Consider the following 20,068-nt stretch of genomic DNA (forward strand, 5'->3'; position numbering starts at 1 on the left):
AATAACAAACGAATTAATGGACATAAACCTGAGCACTGACCGCCAAGCGCAGAGCCAGGAAGTTGGAGAGAAGTAATGAGCAAAGTTCAAGTAAACAAAGTGGTTGTCGCATATTCTGGCGGTCTGGATACATCAGTCATCATTCCATGGCTGAAAGAAAACTATGACTGTGAAGTCGTGGCGTTCGTGGCCGATGTCGGCCAAGGCGCGGACGAGCTGGTCGGCATCGAAGAGAAAGCGATCGCATCAGGTGCCTCTGAGTGTTACGTCGTCGATCTGAAAGAAGAGTTGGTCAAAGACTACATCTACCCAACGTTGAAAACCGGTGCTTACTACGAAGGTAAATACCTATTGGGAACCTCAATGGCGCGTCCGGTGATCGCTAAAGCGCAAGTTGAAATCGCACGTAAAGTGGGTGCGGATGCACTGGCTCACGGTTGTACCGGTAAAGGTAACGATCAGGTTCGTTTCGAAGGTGCCTTTGCGGCTCTGGCTCCGGATCTGCACGTGATTGCGCCTTGGCGTGAATGGGATCTGGTCAGCCGTGAAGAGTGTCTGGATTACCTCGCAGAGCGTAACATTCCATGTGCGGCTTCACTGACTAAGATCTACTCGCGTGACGCGAACGCATGGCACATCTCCACAGAAGGTGGCGTGCTGGAAAGCACTTGGAACGCACCTAACGAGGATTGCTGGGCGTGGACAGTCGATCCAGAACAAGCACCAAACGAAGCGGAATACGTGACGCTGAAAGTTGAGAAAGGTGAAGTGGTTGCGGTTGATGGCCAAGCGCTGTCACCTTACGACGCACTGGTTGCTTTGAACGAGAAAGGTGTGAAACACGGTGTGGGTCGTATCGATATCGTGGAAAACCGTCTGGTGGGCATGAAGTCTCGCGGCTGTTACGAAACTCCGGGGGGCACCATCATGATGGAAGCGCTGCGTGCAGTAGAACAGCTGGTTCTGGACAAAACCGCGTTTGAGTTCCGTGAAGAGCTGGGCATCAAAGCGTCTCACCTGGTGTACGATGGCCGTTGGTTTACGCCACTGCGTAAGTCAGTGTTTGCCGCGGCAGAAGAGCTGGCGCAGGACGTGAATGGTGAAGTGGTGATCAAGCTTTACAAAGGCCAGGCAACGGCAACTCAGAAACGTTCTGAAAACAGCCTATACTCTGAAGAGTTTGCAACGTTCGGTGCGGACGACGTGTACGACCAAAGCCACGCTGGCGGCTTCATCCGTCTGTACTCACTGTCTAGCCGTATCCGTGCGTTAAGCGCTGCGGCGAAGAAATAATCAGTGAAATAAATAGTCAAAACCGACATAAATATAAAAGCCCGTTTGCGTAGCAAGCGGGCTTTGTTGTGTCTGAGATAATAAGCAGATTAATGCGGGAATAGTTACTGAATAACTATGTTTAAAAAATGAATTTTTACTTTATTTTTTGTTCAACTTCCCGTAACTTTGACAAACACAATAAATCGCCTGATTCAGGTCGGATATTATACTAGCACAGCAAGTGACGAGTGAGCATTAGGAGACACGCAATGGCATTATGGGGCGGAAGATTTACCCAAGCGGCAGATACAAGATTCAAAGACTTTAATGATTCATTGCGCTTCGATTACCGATTGGCTGAACAGGATATTGTCGGCTCAATTGCCTGGTCTAAAGCTTTGCTGTCAGTGAATGTCCTGAGCGAAGAAGAGCAGCAAAAGCTGGAACTGGCACTCAATGAGCTCAAGCTGGAAGTGATGGAAGATCCTGAACAGATTCTGCTGTCGGATGCGGAAGATATTCACTCTTGGGTTGAGCAGCAACTGATCAGCAAAGTCGGCGATTTAGGAAAAAAACTGCACACTGGCCGTTCGCGTAACGACCAGGTGGCCACCGACCTGAAACTGTGGTGTCGTCAACAGGGCCAGCAATTGCTGATCGCGCTGGACCGCCTGCAAAACAAAATGGTGGAAGTGGCCAAAGAACATCAGGGCACGGTTCTACCGGGCTACACTCACCTGCAACGCGCTCAGCCAGTGACATTTGCGCACTGGTGTCTGGCGTATGTCGAAATGTTTGAGCGTGACTACTCACGTCTGAGTGATGCCATCAAACGTCTGGATACTTGCCCATTGGGTTCTGGCGCGCTGGCGGGGACCGCTTATGCGATTGACCGTGAAAAACTGGCACACAATCTCGGCTTTCGTCGTGCGACCCGTAACTCGCTCGATTCCGTATCGGACCGTGACCACGTGATGGAACTGATGACCACCGCGTCAATTTCAATGCTGCATCTGTCACGTCTGGCTGAAGACATGATATTCTACAACTCAGGTGAATCGGGTTTTATTGAACTGGCGGATACCGTCACTTCTGGTTCATCACTGATGCCACAAAAGAAAAACCCGGATGCGCTGGAGCTGATTCGTGGCAAGACCGGCCGTGTGTATGGCTCACTGGCCGGTATGATGATGACCGTTAAAGCGCTGCCACTGGCGTACAACAAAGACATGCAGGAAGACAAAGAAGGTCTGTTCGATGCGCTCGACACCTGGAACGATTGTATGGAAATGGCGGCACTGTGTTTTGAAGGCATCAAAGTGAACGGTGCACGTACGCTGGAAGCGGCGAAACAAGGTTATGCCAACGCAACTGAACTGGCAGACTATCTGGTCGCGAAAGGCATTCCGTTCCGTGAAGCGCACCATATTGTCGGGGTTGCGGTCGTGGGTGCCATTGCCAAAGGCTGCGCGCTGGAAGAGTTGTCGTTGGAAGAGCTGAAAGCCTTCTCACCAGTGATTGAAAATGATGTGTATGCGATTCTGACCATTGAGTCGTGTCTGGAAAAACGTAGCGCTCTCGGCGGCGTGGCTCCACATCAGGTCGCGTATGCGGTGGAACAGGCCGAGAAACGTCTGTCCAAACGTGATGCTTCATCGGTGAAAGTACGTCCTGCACGTCTGACCGACATTGAAACGTTGGAAGGCATGGTCACTTACTGGGCTAACATGGGGGAAAACCTGCCGCGCTCACGTAATGAAATCGTGCGCGATATCGGTTCGTTTGCCGTTGCGGAACATAATGGTGAAATCACCGGTTGCGCGTCACTCTATGTGTATGACTCCGGCTTAGCCGAGATTCGCTCACTGGGTGTGGAAGCTGGCTGGCAGGGGCAAGGTCAAGGCACTGCGATTGTCGATTATCTCGTCAAGAAAGCCCGTCAGATGGCGATCAAGAAAGTGTTTGTGCTGACGCGTACACCAGAGTTCTTTATGAAGCTGGACTTCATTCCGACGTCGAAAACATTGCTGCCTGAGAAAGTGCTGAAAGATTGCGAGCAGTGTCCGCGTCAGCATGCGTGTGATGAAGTGGCACTGGAAGTGAATCTGGATGATCAATTGATCATTAAGGCTAGTGTTGCATAAGCGATTGAATATAAAGAGTTAGATTTTATTGCTCAAAAAGATCAAAAAAAGATCGATTTTTTTGGGAACCATTGAGAGGAAGCTCGGTCTATAACTGTACCACTGCTTTTTCTTAGAAGAATCTAAGAGAGCCCTGAAACAAGATTCGTTTTAGGGCTTTTTTCTTTTCTGGCCCTGCCAAATCAAAGTTTCAGCCTGTTATTCACCCGGCTTATCATTACCTTGGCGTTTGCGCCATGGCAGAATGACATACTTCATCCACAGATGCAGAAACAGCAACGCGTTAAACGCAAAACCGGCAACGATCAAGGCGATCGACTGAATGCTGCGCGGATCGTCATTGAATGCAAAGTACCACACCACCCAACACAGGACCGACAGCGTCGTCAGTTGATCCATGCAGCGCTGACAGCGGCCAATTTTTTTCCAGAACCAGTTTTCGCGGCAATCATTACACGCCATCGAATCGCCTCACTTTGATATTTTCTGATACGACACCGCACTCAGTATACGTAAGCAGAGCGGCAAAGCGAAATCATCCCGATGCAGACGAAAAAAAGCCCCTGAACGAAGGGGCTATCGGCATGAAATTAGCGGTTGAGCAAGTGCGCTTCTAACTCTTCACTGCCACCAATGTGGCGTCCACCGATGAAAACTTGCGGCACTGTGGTACGGCCGGTAATAGCGCGCAGGCTCACGCTGGTGGCATCTTTGCCCAGAATCACTTCTTCGTATTGCAGACCGGCGTCAATCAGGTTTTGTTTGGCTTTGGCACAGAACGGGCAACCGGGTTTGGTGAAGACGGTAATCGACTCCTGCGTTTTGAAGTCCGGGGCCAGATAGCTGAGCATGGTATCGGCGTCCGATACTTTGAATGGGTCGCCTGGCTCATTCGGTTCGATGAACATTTTCTCAACGATGCCATCTTTTACCAGCATGCTGTAGCGCCATGAACGTTTGCCAAAGCCGAGTTCTTTTTTATCGACCAACATGCCCATGCCATCGGTGAACTCACCGTTACCATCGGGAATAAACTGAATGTGTTCTGCTTCCTGATCGTGTTTCCATGCATTCATTACAAAGGTGTCGTTGACTGACAAACACAGAATGCTGTCTACACCGTGATCTTTAAATACCGGAAACAGCTCGTTGTAGCGCGGCAGATGACTGGATGAACAGGTTGGAGTGAAAGCGCCCGGCAGGCTGAATACGATCACGGTTTTACCCTTGAACAGATCATCGCTGGTCACGTTGACCCAAGTATCACCCTGACGAACCGGAAAGGTCACTTGTGGGACAGCCTGGCCTTCTTTCGATGCAAACATGGTTTTTCCTTCTTAAGTTTTTAAATGAGGTTCAAGGGAGAGCGTGGTCTCCGTAAAGTTGTGGTTATTATTAAAGAAAAACTTTGATAGCTCTAATCGTTTGATGTTATGGTTTTGATAGGTGCATTCTATCGAGGTACAAGATGAACATTCGAGATTTTGAATACTTGGTGGCATTGGCTGAGCACAAGCATTTTCGTAAAGCCGCTGAGGCCTGCTTTGTCAGTCAGCCCACCTTAAGTGGTCAAATTCGTAAGCTGGAAGACGAACTGGGAACCGTGTTGCTTGAGCGTAGCAGTCGCCGCGTGCTGTTTACCGATGCGGGCTTGCAGCTGGTGGACCAGGCCAAGCGGATTCTGACGGAAGTTAAAACGTTTAAAGATATGGCGAGCGGCCAGAGCGGCGCGATGACTGGTCCGATGCATATTGGCTTTATTCCGACTCTGGGGCCTTATCTGCTGCCGCGGATTGTACCGACCCTGAAAGAGAGTTTTCCGGAACTGGAGCTGTATCTGCACGAAGCGCAGACTCACCAGTTAGTGCGTCAGCTGGAAGAGGGGAAGCTGGATTGCCTGGTATTGGCATCGGTGGAAGAGACCGCGCCGTTTAAAGAGATTGAGATTTTCAGCGAACCGATGAGCATCGCAGTGCCGTGCGGCCATGAGTGGGCCGGACGTGACGAAGTGGACATGCTGGAACTGAATGGTAAAACCGTGCTGGCGCTTGGCGACGGCCACTGCCTGCGCGATCAGGCGCTGGGTTTCTGCTTCGCCGCAGGCGCCAAAGATGACGAACGTTTCAAAGCCACCAGTTTAGAAACGCTGCGTAATATGGTCGCGGCGGGTGCTGGTATTACGCTGTTGCCGCAATTGTCTCTGCCGGGGGAAAAAGAAAAAGATGGCGTGTGTTACATCAAAGCCGTCAACCCTGTACCGTCGCGCCGTTTGGTGCTGGTGTACCGCCCGGGCTCTCCGCTGCGTCAACGATTTGAAAATCTGGCCAGTGCGATGCGTGACTGCTTGATGGCAACCGTGCACTGACTCGGATGCTACGCATAAAAAAAGAGGCTGAATATTCAGCCTCTTTTTTATTTTCTGCCATCAGAACAGCGATTCGTTGTCTTCACTGGTGTAGATGCTGTTGGTCGTCGATTCCGTCACGTAGTCCTTCGGTTCAGTACCGTCAATGAAGTACTCAAACATGGAGCTGGAATCGAGCTTGTTGGTCAGTAAGCCGCTATCACGGTCGATACGAACGCGGACGATATTATCTGGAATGCTTTGTTCCTGATAAGGCACGCCGTTCAGAGCTAAGCCCATGAACTCAATCCACGCGGGCTGTGCGGTTTTCGCACCCGCTTCGGCACCTGAGACATCATCTTCAATCGCCGGGTTAGGGACAGTGTGGCCGAGGTTGCGGCTGTGCTCGTCAAAACCAACCCAGGCGGTGGCGACAATACCCGGGCCATAACCGTTGTACCATGCGTCTTTCGAATCGTTTGTCGTACCGGTTTTACCACCGATATCACGGCGCTTGAGCGCCTGTGCCCGCCAGCCAGTACCGTTCCAGCCGGTGCCTTCACGCCAGTCACCGCCACCCCAGATATTGCTGTACATCATCTGACGAACCAGGAAAGCGTTCTGTTCAGAGATCACTTTTGGTGCGTACGGAGTATCCACATCCTGCTCGTCAACGCCGTTGCTCAGGCTTGACTCACAACCGCTATGACACACGATTTTCGGGCTGGCTTCGAATTCCAGATCGCCATAAGGACCTTCAACTCTGCTGATGTAGAACGGTTCCACATAGTAGCCGCCGTTAGCAAAGACTGAATAACCTTGCGCCATTTTGACCGGAGTCAGGCTGCCTGCGCCCAATGCAATAGTTTCAGAACGAGGCAGTTTGTCGAGTTCAAAGCCAAAACGAGTCAGGTATTGACGGGTATCGTCAAGGCCGACCTCACGCAGCACGCGTACCGCCATGACGTTTTTCGACTGAGCCAGACCGATGCGTACGCGAGTCGGGCCGCCGTAAGTTGGTGGCGAGTTCTTCGGACGCCATGCGGTGCCTTGACTTTCATCCCACTGGTTAATTGGTGCGTCGTTGATCAGCGTCGCCAGCGTCAGACCTTTCTCCAATGCCGCTGAGTAGATAAACGGTTTGATACTTGAACCCACCTGACGTACCGATTGGGTCGCGCGGTTAAATTTGTTGTGCACAAAGTTGAAACCGCCAACCAGCGCCAGTACGGCACCATTTTCCGGATTCATGGCGACAAAGGCCGTTTGCGCATTCGGAACCTGACTCAGTTTCCAGTGTTGTTGCTCGGCGCCGTCTTCGTGTAGCTGTCGAACCCAAATTTGTTCGCCAACAGCCAGAATGTCATCCGCTTTGCCTGGTAGTGGCCCCTGGCGTTCATCAGTAATGAAACGACGTGCCCAGTTCATATCATCCCAAGCGATGGTTTGCAGGCCAGAGCCCTTCACCCATATTTGCGCTGATTTGCTGTCGACTTTCAGAACCACCGCTGGGTAGAGATCGTTGTAAGTCGGCTCGTTTTTCAGGTGGTCAGCAATCTTGTCTTCATCCCAGGCGGCTTGCCCCGATTTCCACAGCTCTTTTTCCGCGCCGCGGAAACCGTGACGTTCATCGTACGCCAGCAGATTATCCAGCGCGGCTTTGTTTGCCGCTTTCTGCAGTTTTGAATCCACCGTGGTGTAGACATTCATGCCGGAGGTGTAGGCATCTTCGCCGTAGCGGTCGATCATCCACGCGCGGGCAATTTCCGCCACATATGGGGCGTTAAGCTCGATTTCCGCACCGTGATAACGTGACTCCATCGGCTCGTTACGTGCTACGTCGTACTGCTCTTGGGTGATGTATTTTTCGTTCAGCATGCGCAGCAGAACCACATTACGACGGTTGGTCGCACGCTCAACAGAATAGATCGGGTTCATGGTCGACGGCGCTTTTGGCAAGCCGGCAATCATCGCAATTTCACCCAGCGTCAGGTCTTTCACTTCTTTACCGAAGTAAGCCTGAGCCGCGGCGCCAACCCCGTATGAACGGTAGCCGAGGTAGATCTTGTTCAGGTAAAGCTCAAGAATTTCGTCTTTGGTCAGCAGTTGCTCGATGTGGACAGCGATGAAAATCTCTTTGATTTTACGCATGATCTTCTTCTCGTTAGAGAGGAAGAAGTTACGAGCGAGCTGCTGAGTAATAGTACTCGCGCCCTGAGATGCACTGCCGGACGCCAATACCGCAAACGCCGCACGGGTAATACCAATCGGGTCAAAACCATAGTGTTCGTAGAAACGGGAGTCTTCGGTTGCGATGACCGCTTCAATCAGCTCTTTCGGCATTTCATCCAGTTTGAGTGGAATACGACGCTTTTCCCCAAACTGAGCAATCAGTTTACCGTCCTGACTGAAAACCTGCATTGGCGTCTGCAACTGCACGTCGCGCAGCGTTGCCACATCTGGGAGATCAGACTTCACATAGAAGTAGAAGCCAAAGATTGTAGTGACTCCAAGAATAATGCAAATCAATGAAAATACTAATAAACGCTTTATGAACTTCACCGGAGAATCCCTGTTTAGTAGAGGCTGCCCTAATGCAAACCCTTGTACTCTAGACTAAAAACGCAGCACTTAAAAATGTAGCGTGACTATTTTTCAAATAAATAAATGCGCGCCACTGAGTGTAGTCACCGGAGTAAATGGCATGGGTAAATCATTAGTTACAGGTGTCGATATTGGCCACCACAGTATTAAAGCGGTGGTTTTAAAACCGAAAGGCGAATCGTATTCGCTGGTCGGTTACCAAGAGATAGTCGTATCCGAGGATATTTTCGCTGATAACCACACGCTGAATTATCAGAAAATTGTAAAGAAACTCAAAGAACTAAAAAAGGGATTACCGCTATTTAGTCGTAAAGTGGCGCTGGCTGTACCGGACAATGCAGTAATAAGTAAGGTATTACAGATAGATAGCGAACTGGATGCCAGCGAACAAGAGTTCGCGGTTTATCAGGCTTTTTCCCATCAATCGCCGCTACCCATCGAAGAGTTGAGCCTGGATTTCGTTGTCACCGGAGAAAAAACACTGGGGCGCAGCAGTTCGTTGACGTATCAGGTCTATGCAACCCGACGTGAAGTGATCGACAACCGTTTGTCTGCGATGAGCAAAGCGGGTTTTGAGCCGCTGCTGTTTGATATGCAGATTCACGGCCTGCTCAATATCTGGCAATGGGTCAGCCGTGCTCAGCAACGCACCGATTGGATGCTGGTCGATGTCGGGTTCAGCCAAACCTCATTGTGCATCGACTTTGCCGATAAAACGCCGTTTTACAAAGACATTCCGTTGGGAACCCGCCAACTGGTTGCGGCGACCTCCGGTGGTAACGCTGACCTTACCAGCCCGCAAGCACACTTCATTCAGGAGTTGGTTGAGCGTCTGGCGCGCCAGATCCAGCTGTTTCTTTCTCTGCAAGGCCATCAACCGCTGGCCGGTATCTGGCTATCCGGTGGCGGCGCGGCAACGGAAGGTTTGGCGCAGGCGATTAGCGAACGTCTGGCTCTGCCTTGCGAGCTGTTTAACCCTCTGGCGGAGTTTACTTGCCGCGCATCGCTACGCCGCCAGCCTCAGGTTGATTTGCAGCGTTTCAGTACTGCGGCAGGCTTGGCGCTGCGCGGGCTCAATTGGCTGGAGAACGGCCATGCTGCATAACATCAACCTTATTCCCTGGCGTGAAGCGCAGCGCGAGGCGCACAAACGCCGCTTCGTCGGACTGTGCATGCTCGCGTTGATGGTGGCATTGGGCGTGCAGTGGGGCGCTGGCTTTTATCTCGATCAGCAAACTCAGGCTCAGCAGCAGCGACTGGTATTTCTCAATCAGCACATTCGCCAACTGGATGCGCAGATTGCCGAGCTGAAAGTGACCGAGCAAGAGCATAAAGCGCTGCTGACCCGGCTCAATATCGTCGAATCGTTACAGCAAAAACGCAATAAGACCACAGAGTTCATGAACCTGATGCCGCAGTTGATTCCGGAAGGTGTCTACGTCGACAAGATCAAAATGAATGGCGAAGAAATTGAAATCAGCGGCATCAGTGACAGTACTGCCCGACTCGCCACCATGCTCGACAATCTGGAAAAATCGACCCAACTGTCTGAGGTCGGTATGCATTCGATCGTGTCAGGTAATCGACGTTTTGGTAAACAATTTCAGAGCTTTAAGGTGTCATTTCTGTTTCATGCGTCAGCTCATAAACCGCTCGCCACCGTGACAGGAGAGAAACATGGCTAACTTGCAGGAACTGGAACTGGATGAAATCGCTGAATGGCCTTTGTTGCCTCAGCTGGCCGTGTTGTTACTGCTGGTTCTGGCTCTGCAAGGTGCGGGCTATTGGTTATATATGTTGCCCAAGCAGGATGCGCTCGAAGGTTTAAAACAGCAGGAACAAACGCTCAAATCAACGATACGTATCAAAGCCAGCAAAGTGGCCACGTTACCCAAACTCAAAACCCAACTGGATGAACTGGCAGAACGGTATGACTTCCTGCTGCGTCAACTGCCGGTGCAAAAAGAGCTTGCCAGGATGCTGGCGTCGGTTAACGAGCTGGGGCTGGAAAATACGCTGACGTTCACGCGGATTGACTGGGGGGAGAAGCAGAATCAGGAGTTCCTCTATCGTCTGCCACTCAATATCGAACTGACCGGCAATTATCACAACATCGGCGACTTTTCCGAAGCGATTGCGCGCTTGCCACGCATCATCAACTTTGACGATGTCGATTGGCAGCGCGTCAGTCAGGAGAGCAGCACGCTGCACTTTCGCGTCCGCGCTTACACCTATCAGTTCAAACCGGAGGTGAGCGATGAAAAATAAGCGCTGCTGGCTGTTAGGAGCACTACTGCTCAGTGGTTGTAAAGCCAATCAGGAGTCGCTGTCCGATTACGTTAAACACGTCGAACAGCAGGCGCAGCGTGAAGTGGCGACACTGGCTCCGGTAGTTCAGTTCGACGTGTTTCATTATGCCCAACATCATCAGCGTGAGCCGTTTGTCTTGCCTCAGGAAGCGCTGGTGCAAAACCAGCCGCGAATGAAATCGGATTGCTGGCAACCTTCACCGCGCGCCAAAAGTGGTTCGCTGGAGCGTTACCCTCTCAGTCAACTGCGTTTACGAGGTGTCATGAGCAGTGGTGGCTCGGTCTCCGCGTTGATTCAAACGCCGCAAGGTTCGGTAATGAAAATTAAAGCAGGACAGTACCTGGGATTGAATAACGGTCGAGTGACCCGCGTGGCAGATGATTATCTGCTGATCAAAGAGACCCTGCCGGATGGATTGGGATGTTGGAATCAACGCAACGTTAAATTGGCTTTGAAATAAAATTTTGAGTTTAGAGACATAACTATGATTAAAGGACTAAATGCCTCCACGGCGTGGGGAATACGTTGTCTGTTTGTGGGCGTATGCATGCTGTTATCTGCCGCCACACTTGCTCAGGAGGCGGCGGCCAATCAGCTGAAGAATATCGATTTTCGCATCAACAAAGACAAAGCGGCGGTACTGATTGTCGGACTGGCTTCCGCCTCGGCCGTGGTGGATGTGCAGAAAACCGAGCAAGGCCTGAATATCGAACTGCTGAAAACCGATGTCAGCGACGACAAACTCTACCTGCTCGATGTGCGCGACTTTGCCACCGCCGTGGAAAACATCGAAGTGTTCCGCCAGCAGCCCAGCACCTTGTTGGTCGCAACGGTGCAGGGGGAGTTCAATTATGATTACAGTCTGAAGGGTAACTATCTGGAAGTAGTGATCCGCAAGCTAAAAGCCGAGGAGAAAGCCAAACCCAAAAGCGTACTAGAAAAAGAAGGCAAGCTGATTTCGATTAACTTTCAGGATATTCCGGTGCGCAATGTGCTGCAGTTGATCGCAGACTACAATGAGTTCAATCTGGTGGTTTCCGATTCAGTGCGCGGCAACCTGACGCTGCGCCTTGATGGCGTGCCCTGGCAGCAGGTGCTGGATATTATTCTGCAAGTCAAAGGTCTGGATAAGCGCGTCGACGGCAATGTGATTCTGGTGGCGCCCAAAGAAGAGCTGGATCTGCGTGAAAAGCAGCAGTTGGAAAAAGCCCGCATGGCGGAAGAACTCGGCGATCTGCAATCGGATATTCTCATCATCAACTTTGCCAAAGCGTCTGACATTGCGCAGATGATTGGCGGCGATGGGGCGGTCAATATGTTGTCGGAGCGTGGCTCGATCAGCATTGATGAACGCACCAATGCGCTGCTGATTCGTGAACTGCCGGAGAACATTGCTGTGATTCGCGATATCGTGGCGTCGCTCGATATTCCGGTCAAGCAAGTACAGATTGAAGCGCGTATTGTGACGGTCAATGAAGGTAACTTGGATGAACTGGGTGTGCGCTGGGGTTTCAGCTCCACCAATGGCAGCACGACCACGGGTGGCTCGATTGAAAGCAATCTGGGGGCAATTGGTTTGTACGATGGCGGTAATAATAGTGGCGGTTCTGGTGATGGCGTTGCGATTGATGATTTCCTCAATGTGAACCTCGCAGCCACCTCAGCCAATGCGTCCAGCATTGCGTTTCAGGTCGCCAAACTTGGCGCAGATACCTTGCTCGATCTTGAACTGTCAGCCATGCAACGCGAGTCAAAAGCGGAAATCATCTCCAGTCCGAGACTGATCACGACCAACAAGCAGCCGGCGTATATTGAACAGGGTACCGAGATTCCGTATCTGGAATCGTCATCCAGTGGCGCCACCAGTGTGGCCTTCAAGAAGGCAGTACTCAGCCTCAAAGTGACGCCACAAATCACCCCCGATAACCGTCTGGTGCTGGATTTGAGCGTCACTCAGGATCGGCCGGGTGAAGTGGTGAAAACCGGTACTGGCGAGGCGGTGGCGATCAACACGCAGCGTATTGGTACACAGGTGCTGGTCAACAACGGTGAAACCGTGGTTCTGGGCGGCATTTTCCAGCACAGTATTACGAATTCAGTCGACAAGGTGCCGCTGCTGGGTGACTTGCCCGTGTTAGGCGCGCTGTTCCGTCGCAGCTACGAACAAATGGGCAAAAGTGAGCTGCTGATCTTCGTAACACCGAAAGTTGTGATTCAGTAACTTATCGTCATTCTTGTCAGTCAAAGAAAATTAAAGTTGCATTAGTGGCACCAGATCTAGATAATTTCGGGTCTTATCACGAAATATCTGTGAGGAATAGGTGCCACAAGCATTCCTATCGCTGACTGCTGTCTGGCGCAACCTTGTGGCGATGTCATTGAATTAACGTTGTAAATTACTGCTAAACATGGCTGAAAAACGCAATATTTTCCTTGTTGGCCCAATGGGCGCCGGCAAAAGCACAATTGGTAGACACCTTGCTCAACAACTGCATATGGAGTTTGTCGACTCTGATACAGTGATTGAAGAACGCACAGGTGCCGATATCGCATGGGTATTCGATGTCGAAGGTGAGGAAGGCTTCCGCAAACGCGAAGAAGCTGTGATCAACGATCTCACTGAAGAACAAGGTATTGTTCTTGCCACTGGTGGTGGTTCCGTAAAGAGTAAAGAGAACCGCAACCGTCTTTCTGCACGTGGCATTGTTGTTTACCTTGAGACGACGATTGAAAAACAACTGGCGCGCACTAACCGCGACAAGAAACGCCCGTTGCTGCAAACTGATAATCCGCGCGAAGTTCTTGAAACCCTAGCGGGTGAGCGCAACCCTCTGTACGAAGAAATTGCAGATATTACGGTACGTACCGACGATCAAAGTGCAAAAGTGGTAGCCAACCAGATCGTAAAAATGCTAGAAGAACATTAAGTTGTTCTTTTACCTGGAGTACGAACCATGGAACGGATTACGGTCAGTTTAGATGAGCGTAGCTACCCAATCTCAATTGGTGCCGGATTATTCAATGATCCGGCTCTTCTTTCTTTATCCGCAAAACAAAAAGTTCTGATCATCACCAACCATACAGTGGCTCCGCTGTATGCTGGTAAAATCACGGCTCTGCTCGATCAAAAAGGCTGTCAGTCTGCAGTGTTAGAACTGCCGGATGGCGAGCAATACAAAAGCCTCGATACCTTCAATACCGTTATGAGCTATCTGCTTGAGCACAATTACAGCCGCGATGTGGTGATTGTGGCTCTCGGTGGTGGCGTGATTGGTGACCTGGTTGGCTTTGCGGCTGCCTGCTATCAACGCGGTGTCGATTTTATTCAGATTCCCACCACACTGCTTTCGCAAGTAGACTCTTCCGTTGGTGGTAAAACCGCGGTGAACCATCCACTGGGCAAAAACATGATTGGTGCGTTCTACCAACCTAAAGCGGTTATCATTGATACCAACTGTTTGTCGACACTGCCTGCGCGTGAATTTGCGGCGGGAATGGCGGAAGTGATCAAATACGGCATCATTTACGATTACGACTTCTTTGTCTGGCTGGAACAGAACATGGACTCACTCTATGCGCTGGATGAGCAGGCACTCTCCTATGCGATTGCCCGTTGCTGCCAGATCAAAGCGGAAGTGGTGGCGCAGGATGAAAAAGAGTCGGGTATTCGTGCGTTGTTGAACCTGGGTCATACATTTGGTCATGCGATCGAAGCGGAACTGGGGTATGGTAACTGGCTACACGGTGAAGCCGTGGCAGCAGGTACGGTGATGGCGGCAAAAACCGCTCAGCTTCAAGGGCTTATCTCTCAAGAGCAACTGGATCGCATTCAAGCGATTTTGCAAAAAGCCAACCTTCCGGTTCATACACCGGACAGCATGTCGTTCGACGATTTCATGAAACACATGATGCGCGACAAAAAAGTGTTGGCAGGTGAGCTACGCTTGGTATTACCGACCAGTATCGGTACATCCGATGTGGTCAAAGGGGTACCTGAAGCGGTGATTGAACAAGCCATCGACTACTGCCGTACGGTGTAATTCGAACTTTTTCAGTATGACTACTGACTGTCATTAGGAATCTTCATGAGTTTGGCACATGAGTTGACGTTGGATTCCCAGGTGGAGCTGCTTGAACGCTTGCAGCTGCTGACCCGTTTTGGTTCCAACTTCGTCAATGTGGTCGGTCCGCTGGGTGCGGGTAAATCCTGGCTGGCCCAACGTTATCTGGAACATTGGGCAGACGACAAAAATCAGTCGCTATTGATGTGCCATCCGAATCAGGATGACGAGCAGCGCCGCACCACGTTGCTGACCCAACTGGTGTCGGAACCGCTGTTCAATCCTAAAGACTCCCTGGTCGAAAGCTTTTCCCGCCTGTTTGAAGACAGCAGCTGCGATATCGTGGTGGTGGTCGACGACGCTCATCTGCTCACGGACACGATGATTTCAGAATTGTGGATGTGGGTGCTGGAAGCGCAGAGTAACCCGCGCTGGACAGTGAACGTTGTGCTGTTTGCGCAGTCCAACAGTCTGGACGCTCTGCTGACTCGTCTGAGCTATGGTCAGGAACTCAAACCGATTGACCTCGAAATTGAGGCGCTCTCACAAGATGAGTGTGACAGGCTGTTTGAGCAGCGCGTCATGCGTTATGTTGAAGACGATATGGAACGTCAGGTTCGTCAGGCCTACAAAAAAGTGCAGCCGTTACCGGGAGAGATTATGGCACTCGCAGATCAGAAAATGGAAAAACGTATTGTGATTCGTTCCATCATCGGTTCGCCGTTGAAGATTACGCTGCTGGTGCTGATTCTGTTACTGCTGATTGGCGGTGGTTACTGGTGGATGCTGTCGCAGCCATCACCGGACGACAAAGCGCAGCAACTGGCGCAAAATCAGGAACAAACGGCGATTCCGACGCTCAACACGGCTTCCGGTTCGTCAACCAAAATGGATTCAGTGCTGGCAGATAGCGATACTCAGCCCGCGCAGTTAGAAGACGATTCTTCTGCCTTGCCACCGGATGTGAAAGAGTTCACTGAAGGTGTGGGTCAGGCAGACAGCAATCAGCAGCGTGTCGTGATCACCTCTGATGTTGTTGATGCGTTACTGGAAGGCAAACCGCAGGCCGCCGATACCTCAGCGATCGATAAGGTCGTGGCAGCGGCGCCTCAAGTTGACGCACAACCCAAAGTGGCCGCAGAAACAGTACAAGCGGCGCAACCGGCATCACCGCCGGCGGTAGAACAACCAGCCGCAGCAGAGCAAACGCCACCGCAAACCAAGATTACTTTCTCTTTTGGCCGTGAAGAGCTGAAAGCGATGTCGCCACGCAGCTACACGTTGCAACTGGCGGCGGTCAACTCGCTGGCCGAAGTGCAGACGTTCATCGAACGTCATCAGTTGCAAGGCAAAGTGAATGTCTACCCGACACTGCGCAACGATGTCGAGTGGTACATCATTACCTACAGTAACTACCCAACCATTCAGATGGCGCGCGATGCGGTGGAAACGCTGCCGAAATCGTTGCAGGCGATGGGACCATGGGCCAAATCGCTCAGTCAGGTACACCGGGAAATTGAGCGTGGCCAGTAAGGCTGCGCCGTTAGGTGCCATTTACGTTGGGTCTGGCCTCAAAATGTGTTACATTCCGCAGCCTTATTTTTTCGGTGATTGATTAGAGCAGTAGATGAAAAAGCAGCGTGCCTTTCTGAAATGGGCGGGGGGAAAGTTTGGCCTCGTCGAAGACATTCAACGCCACCTGCCACCGGCTGATGAACTGGTTGAACCGTTTGTCGGCGCTGGGTCTATCTTCCTCAACACCGAGTTTAAGCATTACCTGCTGGCGGATATCAATCCTGATCTGATCAATCTCTACAATCTGCTTAAAGAGCGTCCAAGCGATTACATCGACGAAGCCAAGCGCTGGTTTACGCCGGAAAACAATCGCAAAGAAGCGTACCTGTCGATTCGTCAGCAGTTTAATCAGACGGACGATATCATGTACCGCTCACTGGCCTTTCTGTATATGAACCGTTTTGGCTTTAACGGCTTGTGCCGTTACAACAAAAAAGGCGGTTTCAATGTGCCGTTTGGTTCTTACAAAAAACCTTATTTTCCGCAAGCAGAACTGGAATTCTTTGCCGAAAAAGCGCAGCGCGCGACCTTTATCTGTGCTGGTTACGACGAGACGTTTCGCCGCGCGGCAGCCAGCAGCGTGGTGTATTGCGATCCCCCGTACGCGCCGCTGTCATCGACGGCCAATTTTACGTCTTACGCGGGCAATGGCTTTACACTTGATGACCAGGCAGCGTTGGCCGATATCGCCGAAAAAACCGCGACAGAACGCGGCATTCCGGTGCTGATTTCCAACCACGACACCATTCTGACCCGCCGTTTGTACCATGGCGCGCAGCTCAATGTGGTGAAAGTGAAGCGTACCATCAGTCGCAACGGCGCGGGTCGCAACAAGGTGGACGAACTGCTGGCGCTGTTCAGCCCGGCTCAACAGGATTTGTAATAACTGGCGCCGAATGTGCAGATTTGCCTGCTGGCCTGGCCCTTGGCGCTAGGATCTCTCCGCTCCCTTAGGTAGAATGTCGAACATAAACTGTTCACTGCATTCCATCGCCTAAGAGGTCAGGTATGAAAGATTTTCTCATTGCTCCATCCATTCTCTCTGCAGATTTTGCCCGTCTCGGGGAAGACGTCGAAAAAGTCCTGGCGGCGGGTGCCGACGTGGTCCACTTTGACGTGATGGACAACCACTACGTACCTAACCTGACGTTTGGCGCGCCCATTTGTAAAGCGCTGCGTGATTATGGCATTACCGCACCGATTGACGTTCACCTGATGGTTAAACCGGTCGATCGCATCATTCCTGATTTCGCTAAAGCCGGCGCTTCGATGATCACCTTCCATGTTGAAGCGTCTGAGCACGTTGACCGTACACTACAACTGATCAAAGAGCACGGCTGTAAAGCGGGCGTAGTGCTTAACCCGGCAACGTCACTCAGCCATCTGGATTACATCATGGACAAAGTGGATATGATTCTGCTGATGTCGGTCAACCCGGGTTTTGGCGGTCAGTCATTCATTCCGCATACGCTGGATAAACTGCGTGCGGTGCGCAAACTGATTGATGACAGCGGCCGTGATATTCGTCTGGAAATCGACGGCGGTGTGAAAGTGGACAACATTCGCGAAATCGCGGCTGCCGGTGCGGATATGTTCGTGGCTGGTTCAGCGATTTTCGGTCAGCCAGATTACAAAGCGGTCGTGGACGCGATGCGTGCAGAGCTGGCTCGCGTAGAATAACAACCGATTACAATTAGAAAGCCTTAGGAAGATTGTTTTGAACCAAATTAAGTTGATCGCTTTTGATCTCGACGGCACGTTACTCGACAGCGTGCCAGACTTGGCGGTTGCCGCCGATCAAGCGGTGCGCGCGATGGGATTCCCTGGCGTGACTGAACTGCAGGTGCGTGATTATGTCGGTAATGGTGCCGATGTGCTGATTGCCCGCTCTCTGAGCCAGAGCCTGACGATTGACCCGTCACTGAGCGACGAAGTGCGCAGCAAAGCGCGCGTGCTGTTTGATGATTTCTATGAACAGACTGGCCACAAGCTGAGCCACCTTTACGCCAATGTTAAAGAGACGCTGGCGCAGCTGCACCGCGCGGGTTTCACTCTGGCGCTGGTGACCAATAAACCGTCGAAGTTTGTGCCGCACGTGCTGGCTCAGCATGGTATTGATGGCTACTTCAGTGACGTGATTGGCGGCGATACCTTCCCGAACAAGAAGCCGGATCCGATGGCACTGAACTGGCTGCTGGACAAACACCAGCTGAGCGCCAGCGAAATGCTGATGGTCGGTGATTCCAAGAACGACATTCTGGCGGCGAAAAATGCCGGCTGTGCGTCGTTCGGTCTGACTTACGGTTACAACCACGGTGAGCCAATCGCTGTGTCTGAGCCGGATGTGGTGGCGGATAACATTGCGCAATTGCTCGATGTTGTGCTCGTTTCTGCGTAAAAGACCGCAATCTTCGCTGGCAAAATACTCGTTAATGAGTACACTGCTGGTTTGATGTTTTTCAAATAAAAGCGCGCTCAGAGTGGTCTGGGCGCGCCTTTTTCACAGATTTGTTCTGTCTTATCTCATATTAAGTAACAAGGAAATCATACTCATGAGCAAACCCATCGTATTGAGTGGTGTTCAACCGTCAGGTGAACTAAGTATCGGTAACTACTTGGGTGCTCTACGTCAATGGCAACAGATGCAAGACGACTATGATTGTCACTACTGTGTAGTGGATTTGCATGCGATCACGGTTCGTCAGGATCCGAAAGCGCTGCATGAAGCAACACTGGATGCATTGGCAATCTGTCTGGCCGTTGGTGTTGATCCGAAAAAGAGCACGCTATTTGTTCAGTCACATGTACCAGAGCATGCTCAATTGGGTTGGGTTCTTAACTGTTACACACAAATGGGCGAACTGAGCCGCATGACTCAGTTTAAGGACAAGTCTGCGCGTTACGCGAACGATGTAAACGCCGGTCTGTTTGACTACCCGGTTCTGATGGCTGCGGATATTCTGTTGTACGGCGCGCACCAAGTGCCTGTAGGCAGCGACCAGAAGCAGCACTTGGAGTTGGCGCGCGATATCGCCACCCGTTTCAACAACATCTACAGTCCTGAAACGCCAATCTTTGAAGTGCCGGAGCCGTACATTCCGACCGTGAATGCACGCGTGATGAGCCTGCAAGATGCGACCAAGAAAATGTCGAAGTCGGATGACAACCGCAAGAACGTGATCACGTTGCTGGAAGATCCGAAGTCGATCATTAAAAAGATCAACAAAGCCCAGACAGACACAGATACGCCGCCACGCATCGCACACGATGTAGAAGCGAAGGCAGGCATCTCGAACCTGATGGGGCTGTACGCAGCGGCTACCGGTAAAACGTTTGCCGAAATTGAAGCGCAATACGCGGGCGTGGAAATGTACGGTCCGTTTAAGAAAGACGTCGGTGAAGCGCTGGTGGCGATGTTAGAACCGGTTCAAGCTGAATACCACCGCGTGCGTGCAGATCGCGCGTACCTCGACAGTGTGATGCGTGATGGCGCAGAGAAAGCCTCAGCGCGTGCACTGCAAACCCTGAAGAAAGTGTTTGATGCCGTTGGTTTTGTGGCTCGCCCGTAAACGTTCTCTGAATGTAAAAAGCCCCGGCATTGTCCGGGGCTTTTTTATGCCTTGAAGAAATCTCTTTGTAATCAATGTTTAATCTAACATTCATTTAAGTTTTTACGTTAACTGTTGAAACTTTGCGTTCGGTTCAAACATTGGTCATAAGAATGCGAGATATGTCTCGATATGCATAGTGAATGG

At 51.3% G+C, this 20,068-nt stretch carries 18 protein-coding genes; 15 read left to right on the top strand and 3 right to left on the bottom strand.

Features of this window, described 5'->3' with window-relative positions; translation table 11 throughout:
- Positions 1-75 precede the first annotated feature (75 nt).
- Complete coding sequence (locus tag JIG40_RS11195; protein ID WP_055451937.1) at positions 76-1,293, top strand: argininosuccinate synthase; 1,218 nt, start codon at positions 76-78, stop codon at positions 1,291-1,293.
- A gap of 251 nt (positions 1,294-1,544) precedes the next feature.
- Positions 1,545-3,419 carry an argininosuccinate lyase gene (gene argH / locus JIG40_RS11200; RefSeq protein WP_020429301.1) on the top strand — a complete coding sequence of 625 codons (1,875 nt, stop codon included), beginning with the start codon at positions 1,545-1,547 and terminating at the stop codon, positions 3,417-3,419.
- A gap of 198 nt (positions 3,420-3,617) precedes the next feature.
- Here the strand turns inward: argH and JIG40_RS11205 are convergent, their stop codons facing one another.
- Together JIG40_RS11205 and JIG40_RS11210 are read right to left on the bottom strand one after the other, a co-directional pair.
- Positions 3,618-3,881 (bottom strand): DUF3624 domain-containing protein, encoded by a 264-nt coding sequence (locus tag JIG40_RS11205; protein ID WP_158125472.1) that lies wholly within the window; start codon positions 3,879-3,881, stop codon positions 3,618-3,620.
- A 128-nt stretch (positions 3,882-4,009) separates the two neighbouring features.
- Complete coding sequence (locus JIG40_RS11210; RefSeq protein WP_024374097.1) at positions 4,010-4,744, bottom strand: glutathione peroxidase; 735 nt, start codon at positions 4,742-4,744, stop codon at positions 4,010-4,012.
- 143 nt (positions 4,745-4,887) lie between these two features.
- Between JIG40_RS11210 and oxyR the strand changes: the two genes are divergently transcribed.
- A complete protein-coding gene (gene oxyR, locus JIG40_RS11215; RefSeq protein ID WP_020329438.1) occupies positions 4,888-5,784 on the top strand; it encodes a DNA-binding transcriptional regulator OxyR in 897 nt (298 codons plus the stop codon).
- Positions 5,785-5,844: 60 nt separating this feature from the next.
- Here the strand turns inward: oxyR and JIG40_RS11220 are convergent, their stop codons facing one another.
- On the bottom strand, positions 5,845-8,325 hold the full coding sequence (locus tag JIG40_RS11220; RefSeq protein WP_199465350.1) for a PBP1A family penicillin-binding protein: 2,481 nt from the start codon (positions 8,323-8,325) through the stop codon (positions 5,845-5,847).
- 142 nt (positions 8,326-8,467) lie between these two features.
- Here JIG40_RS11220 and pilM point away from each other — a divergent pair, with 142 nt between their 5' ends.
- The 12 genes from pilM to trpS all read left to right on the top strand — a co-directional run bounded on the left by pilM (position 8,468) and on the right by trpS (position 19,882).
- Positions 8,468-9,472 carry a type IV pilus assembly protein PilM gene (gene pilM / locus JIG40_RS11225; protein ID WP_199465351.1) on the top strand — a complete coding sequence of 335 codons (1,005 nt, stop codon included), beginning with the start codon at positions 8,468-8,470 and terminating at the stop codon, positions 9,470-9,472.
- Positions 9,462-10,052, top strand: coding sequence for a PilN domain-containing protein (locus JIG40_RS11230; protein WP_199465352.1), 591 nt, complete (start codon positions 9,462-9,464; stop codon positions 10,050-10,052). The genes pilM and JIG40_RS11230 overlap by 11 nt, the downstream gene beginning before the upstream one ends.
- A complete protein-coding gene (pilO, locus tag JIG40_RS11235) occupies positions 10,045-10,635 on the top strand; it encodes a type 4a pilus biogenesis protein PilO (protein ID WP_199465353.1) in 591 nt (196 codons plus the stop codon). Before JIG40_RS11230 ends, pilO begins: the two co-directional genes overlap by 8 nt.
- Positions 10,625-11,137: a pilus assembly protein PilP gene (locus JIG40_RS11240; RefSeq protein WP_020429290.1), complete on the top strand. Its 513-nt coding sequence runs from the start codon at positions 10,625-10,627 to the stop codon at positions 11,135-11,137. The genes pilO and JIG40_RS11240 overlap by 11 nt, the downstream gene beginning before the upstream one ends.
- A gap of 24 nt (positions 11,138-11,161) precedes the next feature.
- A complete protein-coding gene (locus JIG40_RS11245; RefSeq protein WP_199465354.1) occupies positions 11,162-12,898 on the top strand; it encodes a type IV pilus secretin PilQ family protein in 1,737 nt (578 codons plus the stop codon).
- A 187-nt stretch (positions 12,899-13,085) separates the two neighbouring features.
- A complete protein-coding gene (gene aroK, locus JIG40_RS11250) occupies positions 13,086-13,604 on the top strand; it encodes a shikimate kinase AroK (RefSeq protein ID WP_004728569.1) in 519 nt (172 codons plus the stop codon).
- A 27-nt stretch (positions 13,605-13,631) separates the two neighbouring features.
- Positions 13,632-14,717, top strand: coding sequence for a 3-dehydroquinate synthase (gene aroB / locus JIG40_RS11255; protein ID WP_020329448.1), 1,086 nt, complete (start codon positions 13,632-13,634; stop codon positions 14,715-14,717).
- Between the two features lie 45 nt (positions 14,718-14,762).
- The gene (locus tag JIG40_RS11260) at positions 14,763-16,271 is read left to right on the top strand and encodes an AAA family ATPase (protein WP_199465355.1); all 1,509 of its coding nucleotides are present in this window, start codon (positions 14,763-14,765) and stop codon (positions 16,269-16,271) included.
- Between the two features lie 94 nt (positions 16,272-16,365).
- Positions 16,366-17,196: a Dam family site-specific DNA-(adenine-N6)-methyltransferase gene (locus JIG40_RS11265; protein ID WP_020329450.1), complete on the top strand. Its 831-nt coding sequence runs from the start codon at positions 16,366-16,368 to the stop codon at positions 17,194-17,196.
- A 125-nt stretch (positions 17,197-17,321) separates the two neighbouring features.
- Positions 17,322-17,993, top strand: a complete 672-nt coding sequence (rpe, locus tag JIG40_RS11270; protein ID WP_020329451.1) for a ribulose-phosphate 3-epimerase — start codon at positions 17,322-17,324, stop codon at positions 17,991-17,993.
- A gap of 37 nt (positions 17,994-18,030) precedes the next feature.
- Positions 18,031-18,711, top strand: a complete 681-nt coding sequence (locus JIG40_RS11275) for a phosphoglycolate phosphatase (RefSeq protein ID WP_020429281.1) — start codon at positions 18,031-18,033, stop codon at positions 18,709-18,711.
- Between the two features lie 154 nt (positions 18,712-18,865).
- Positions 18,866-19,882 carry a tryptophan--tRNA ligase gene (trpS, locus tag JIG40_RS11280; protein ID WP_004728575.1) on the top strand — a complete coding sequence of 339 codons (1,017 nt, stop codon included), beginning with the start codon at positions 18,866-18,868 and terminating at the stop codon, positions 19,880-19,882.
- The last annotated feature ends 186 nt before the right edge of the window (positions 19,883-20,068 follow it).

This window comes from Vibrio sp. bablab_jr001 (assembly GCF_016464285.1).
Lineage (GTDB): Bacteria > Pseudomonadota > Gammaproteobacteria > Enterobacterales > Vibrionaceae > Vibrio > Vibrio fluvialis.

Coding starts and splice junctions, on each gene's coding strand:
- aroK (WP_004728569.1), top strand. CDS start 13,086: ATGGCTGAAAAACGCAATATTTTCCTTGTTGGCCCAATGGGCGCCGGC.
- JIG40_RS11205 (WP_158125472.1), bottom strand. CDS start 3,881: ATGGCGTGTAATGATTGCCGCGAAAACTGGTTCTGGAAAAAAATTGGC.
- oxyR (WP_020329438.1), top strand. CDS start 4,888: ATGAACATTCGAGATTTTGAATACTTGGTGGCATTGGCTGAGCACAAG.
- JIG40_RS11210 (WP_024374097.1), bottom strand. CDS start 4,744: ATGTTTGCATCGAAAGAAGGCCAGGCTGTCCCACAAGTGACCTTTCCG.
- JIG40_RS11230 (WP_199465352.1), top strand. CDS start 9,462: ATGCTGCATAACATCAACCTTATTCCCTGGCGTGAAGCGCAGCGCGAG.
- JIG40_RS11195 (WP_055451937.1), top strand. CDS start 76: ATGAGCAAAGTTCAAGTAAACAAAGTGGTTGTCGCATATTCTGGCGGT.
- trpS (WP_004728575.1), top strand. CDS start 18,866: ATGAGCAAACCCATCGTATTGAGTGGTGTTCAACCGTCAGGTGAACTA.
- pilO (WP_199465353.1), top strand. CDS start 10,045: ATGGCTAACTTGCAGGAACTGGAACTGGATGAAATCGCTGAATGGCCT.
- pilM (WP_199465351.1), top strand. CDS start 8,468: ATGGGTAAATCATTAGTTACAGGTGTCGATATTGGCCACCACAGTATT.
- JIG40_RS11240 (WP_020429290.1), top strand. CDS start 10,625: ATGAAAAATAAGCGCTGCTGGCTGTTAGGAGCACTACTGCTCAGTGGT.
- argH (WP_020429301.1), top strand. CDS start 1,545: ATGGCATTATGGGGCGGAAGATTTACCCAAGCGGCAGATACAAGATTC.
- rpe (WP_020329451.1), top strand. CDS start 17,322: ATGAAAGATTTTCTCATTGCTCCATCCATTCTCTCTGCAGATTTTGCC.
- aroB (WP_020329448.1), top strand. CDS start 13,632: ATGGAACGGATTACGGTCAGTTTAGATGAGCGTAGCTACCCAATCTCA.
- JIG40_RS11260 (WP_199465355.1), top strand. CDS start 14,763: ATGAGTTTGGCACATGAGTTGACGTTGGATTCCCAGGTGGAGCTGCTT.
- JIG40_RS11265 (WP_020329450.1), top strand. CDS start 16,366: ATGAAAAAGCAGCGTGCCTTTCTGAAATGGGCGGGGGGAAAGTTTGGC.
- JIG40_RS11245 (WP_199465354.1), top strand. CDS start 11,162: ATGATTAAAGGACTAAATGCCTCCACGGCGTGGGGAATACGTTGTCTG.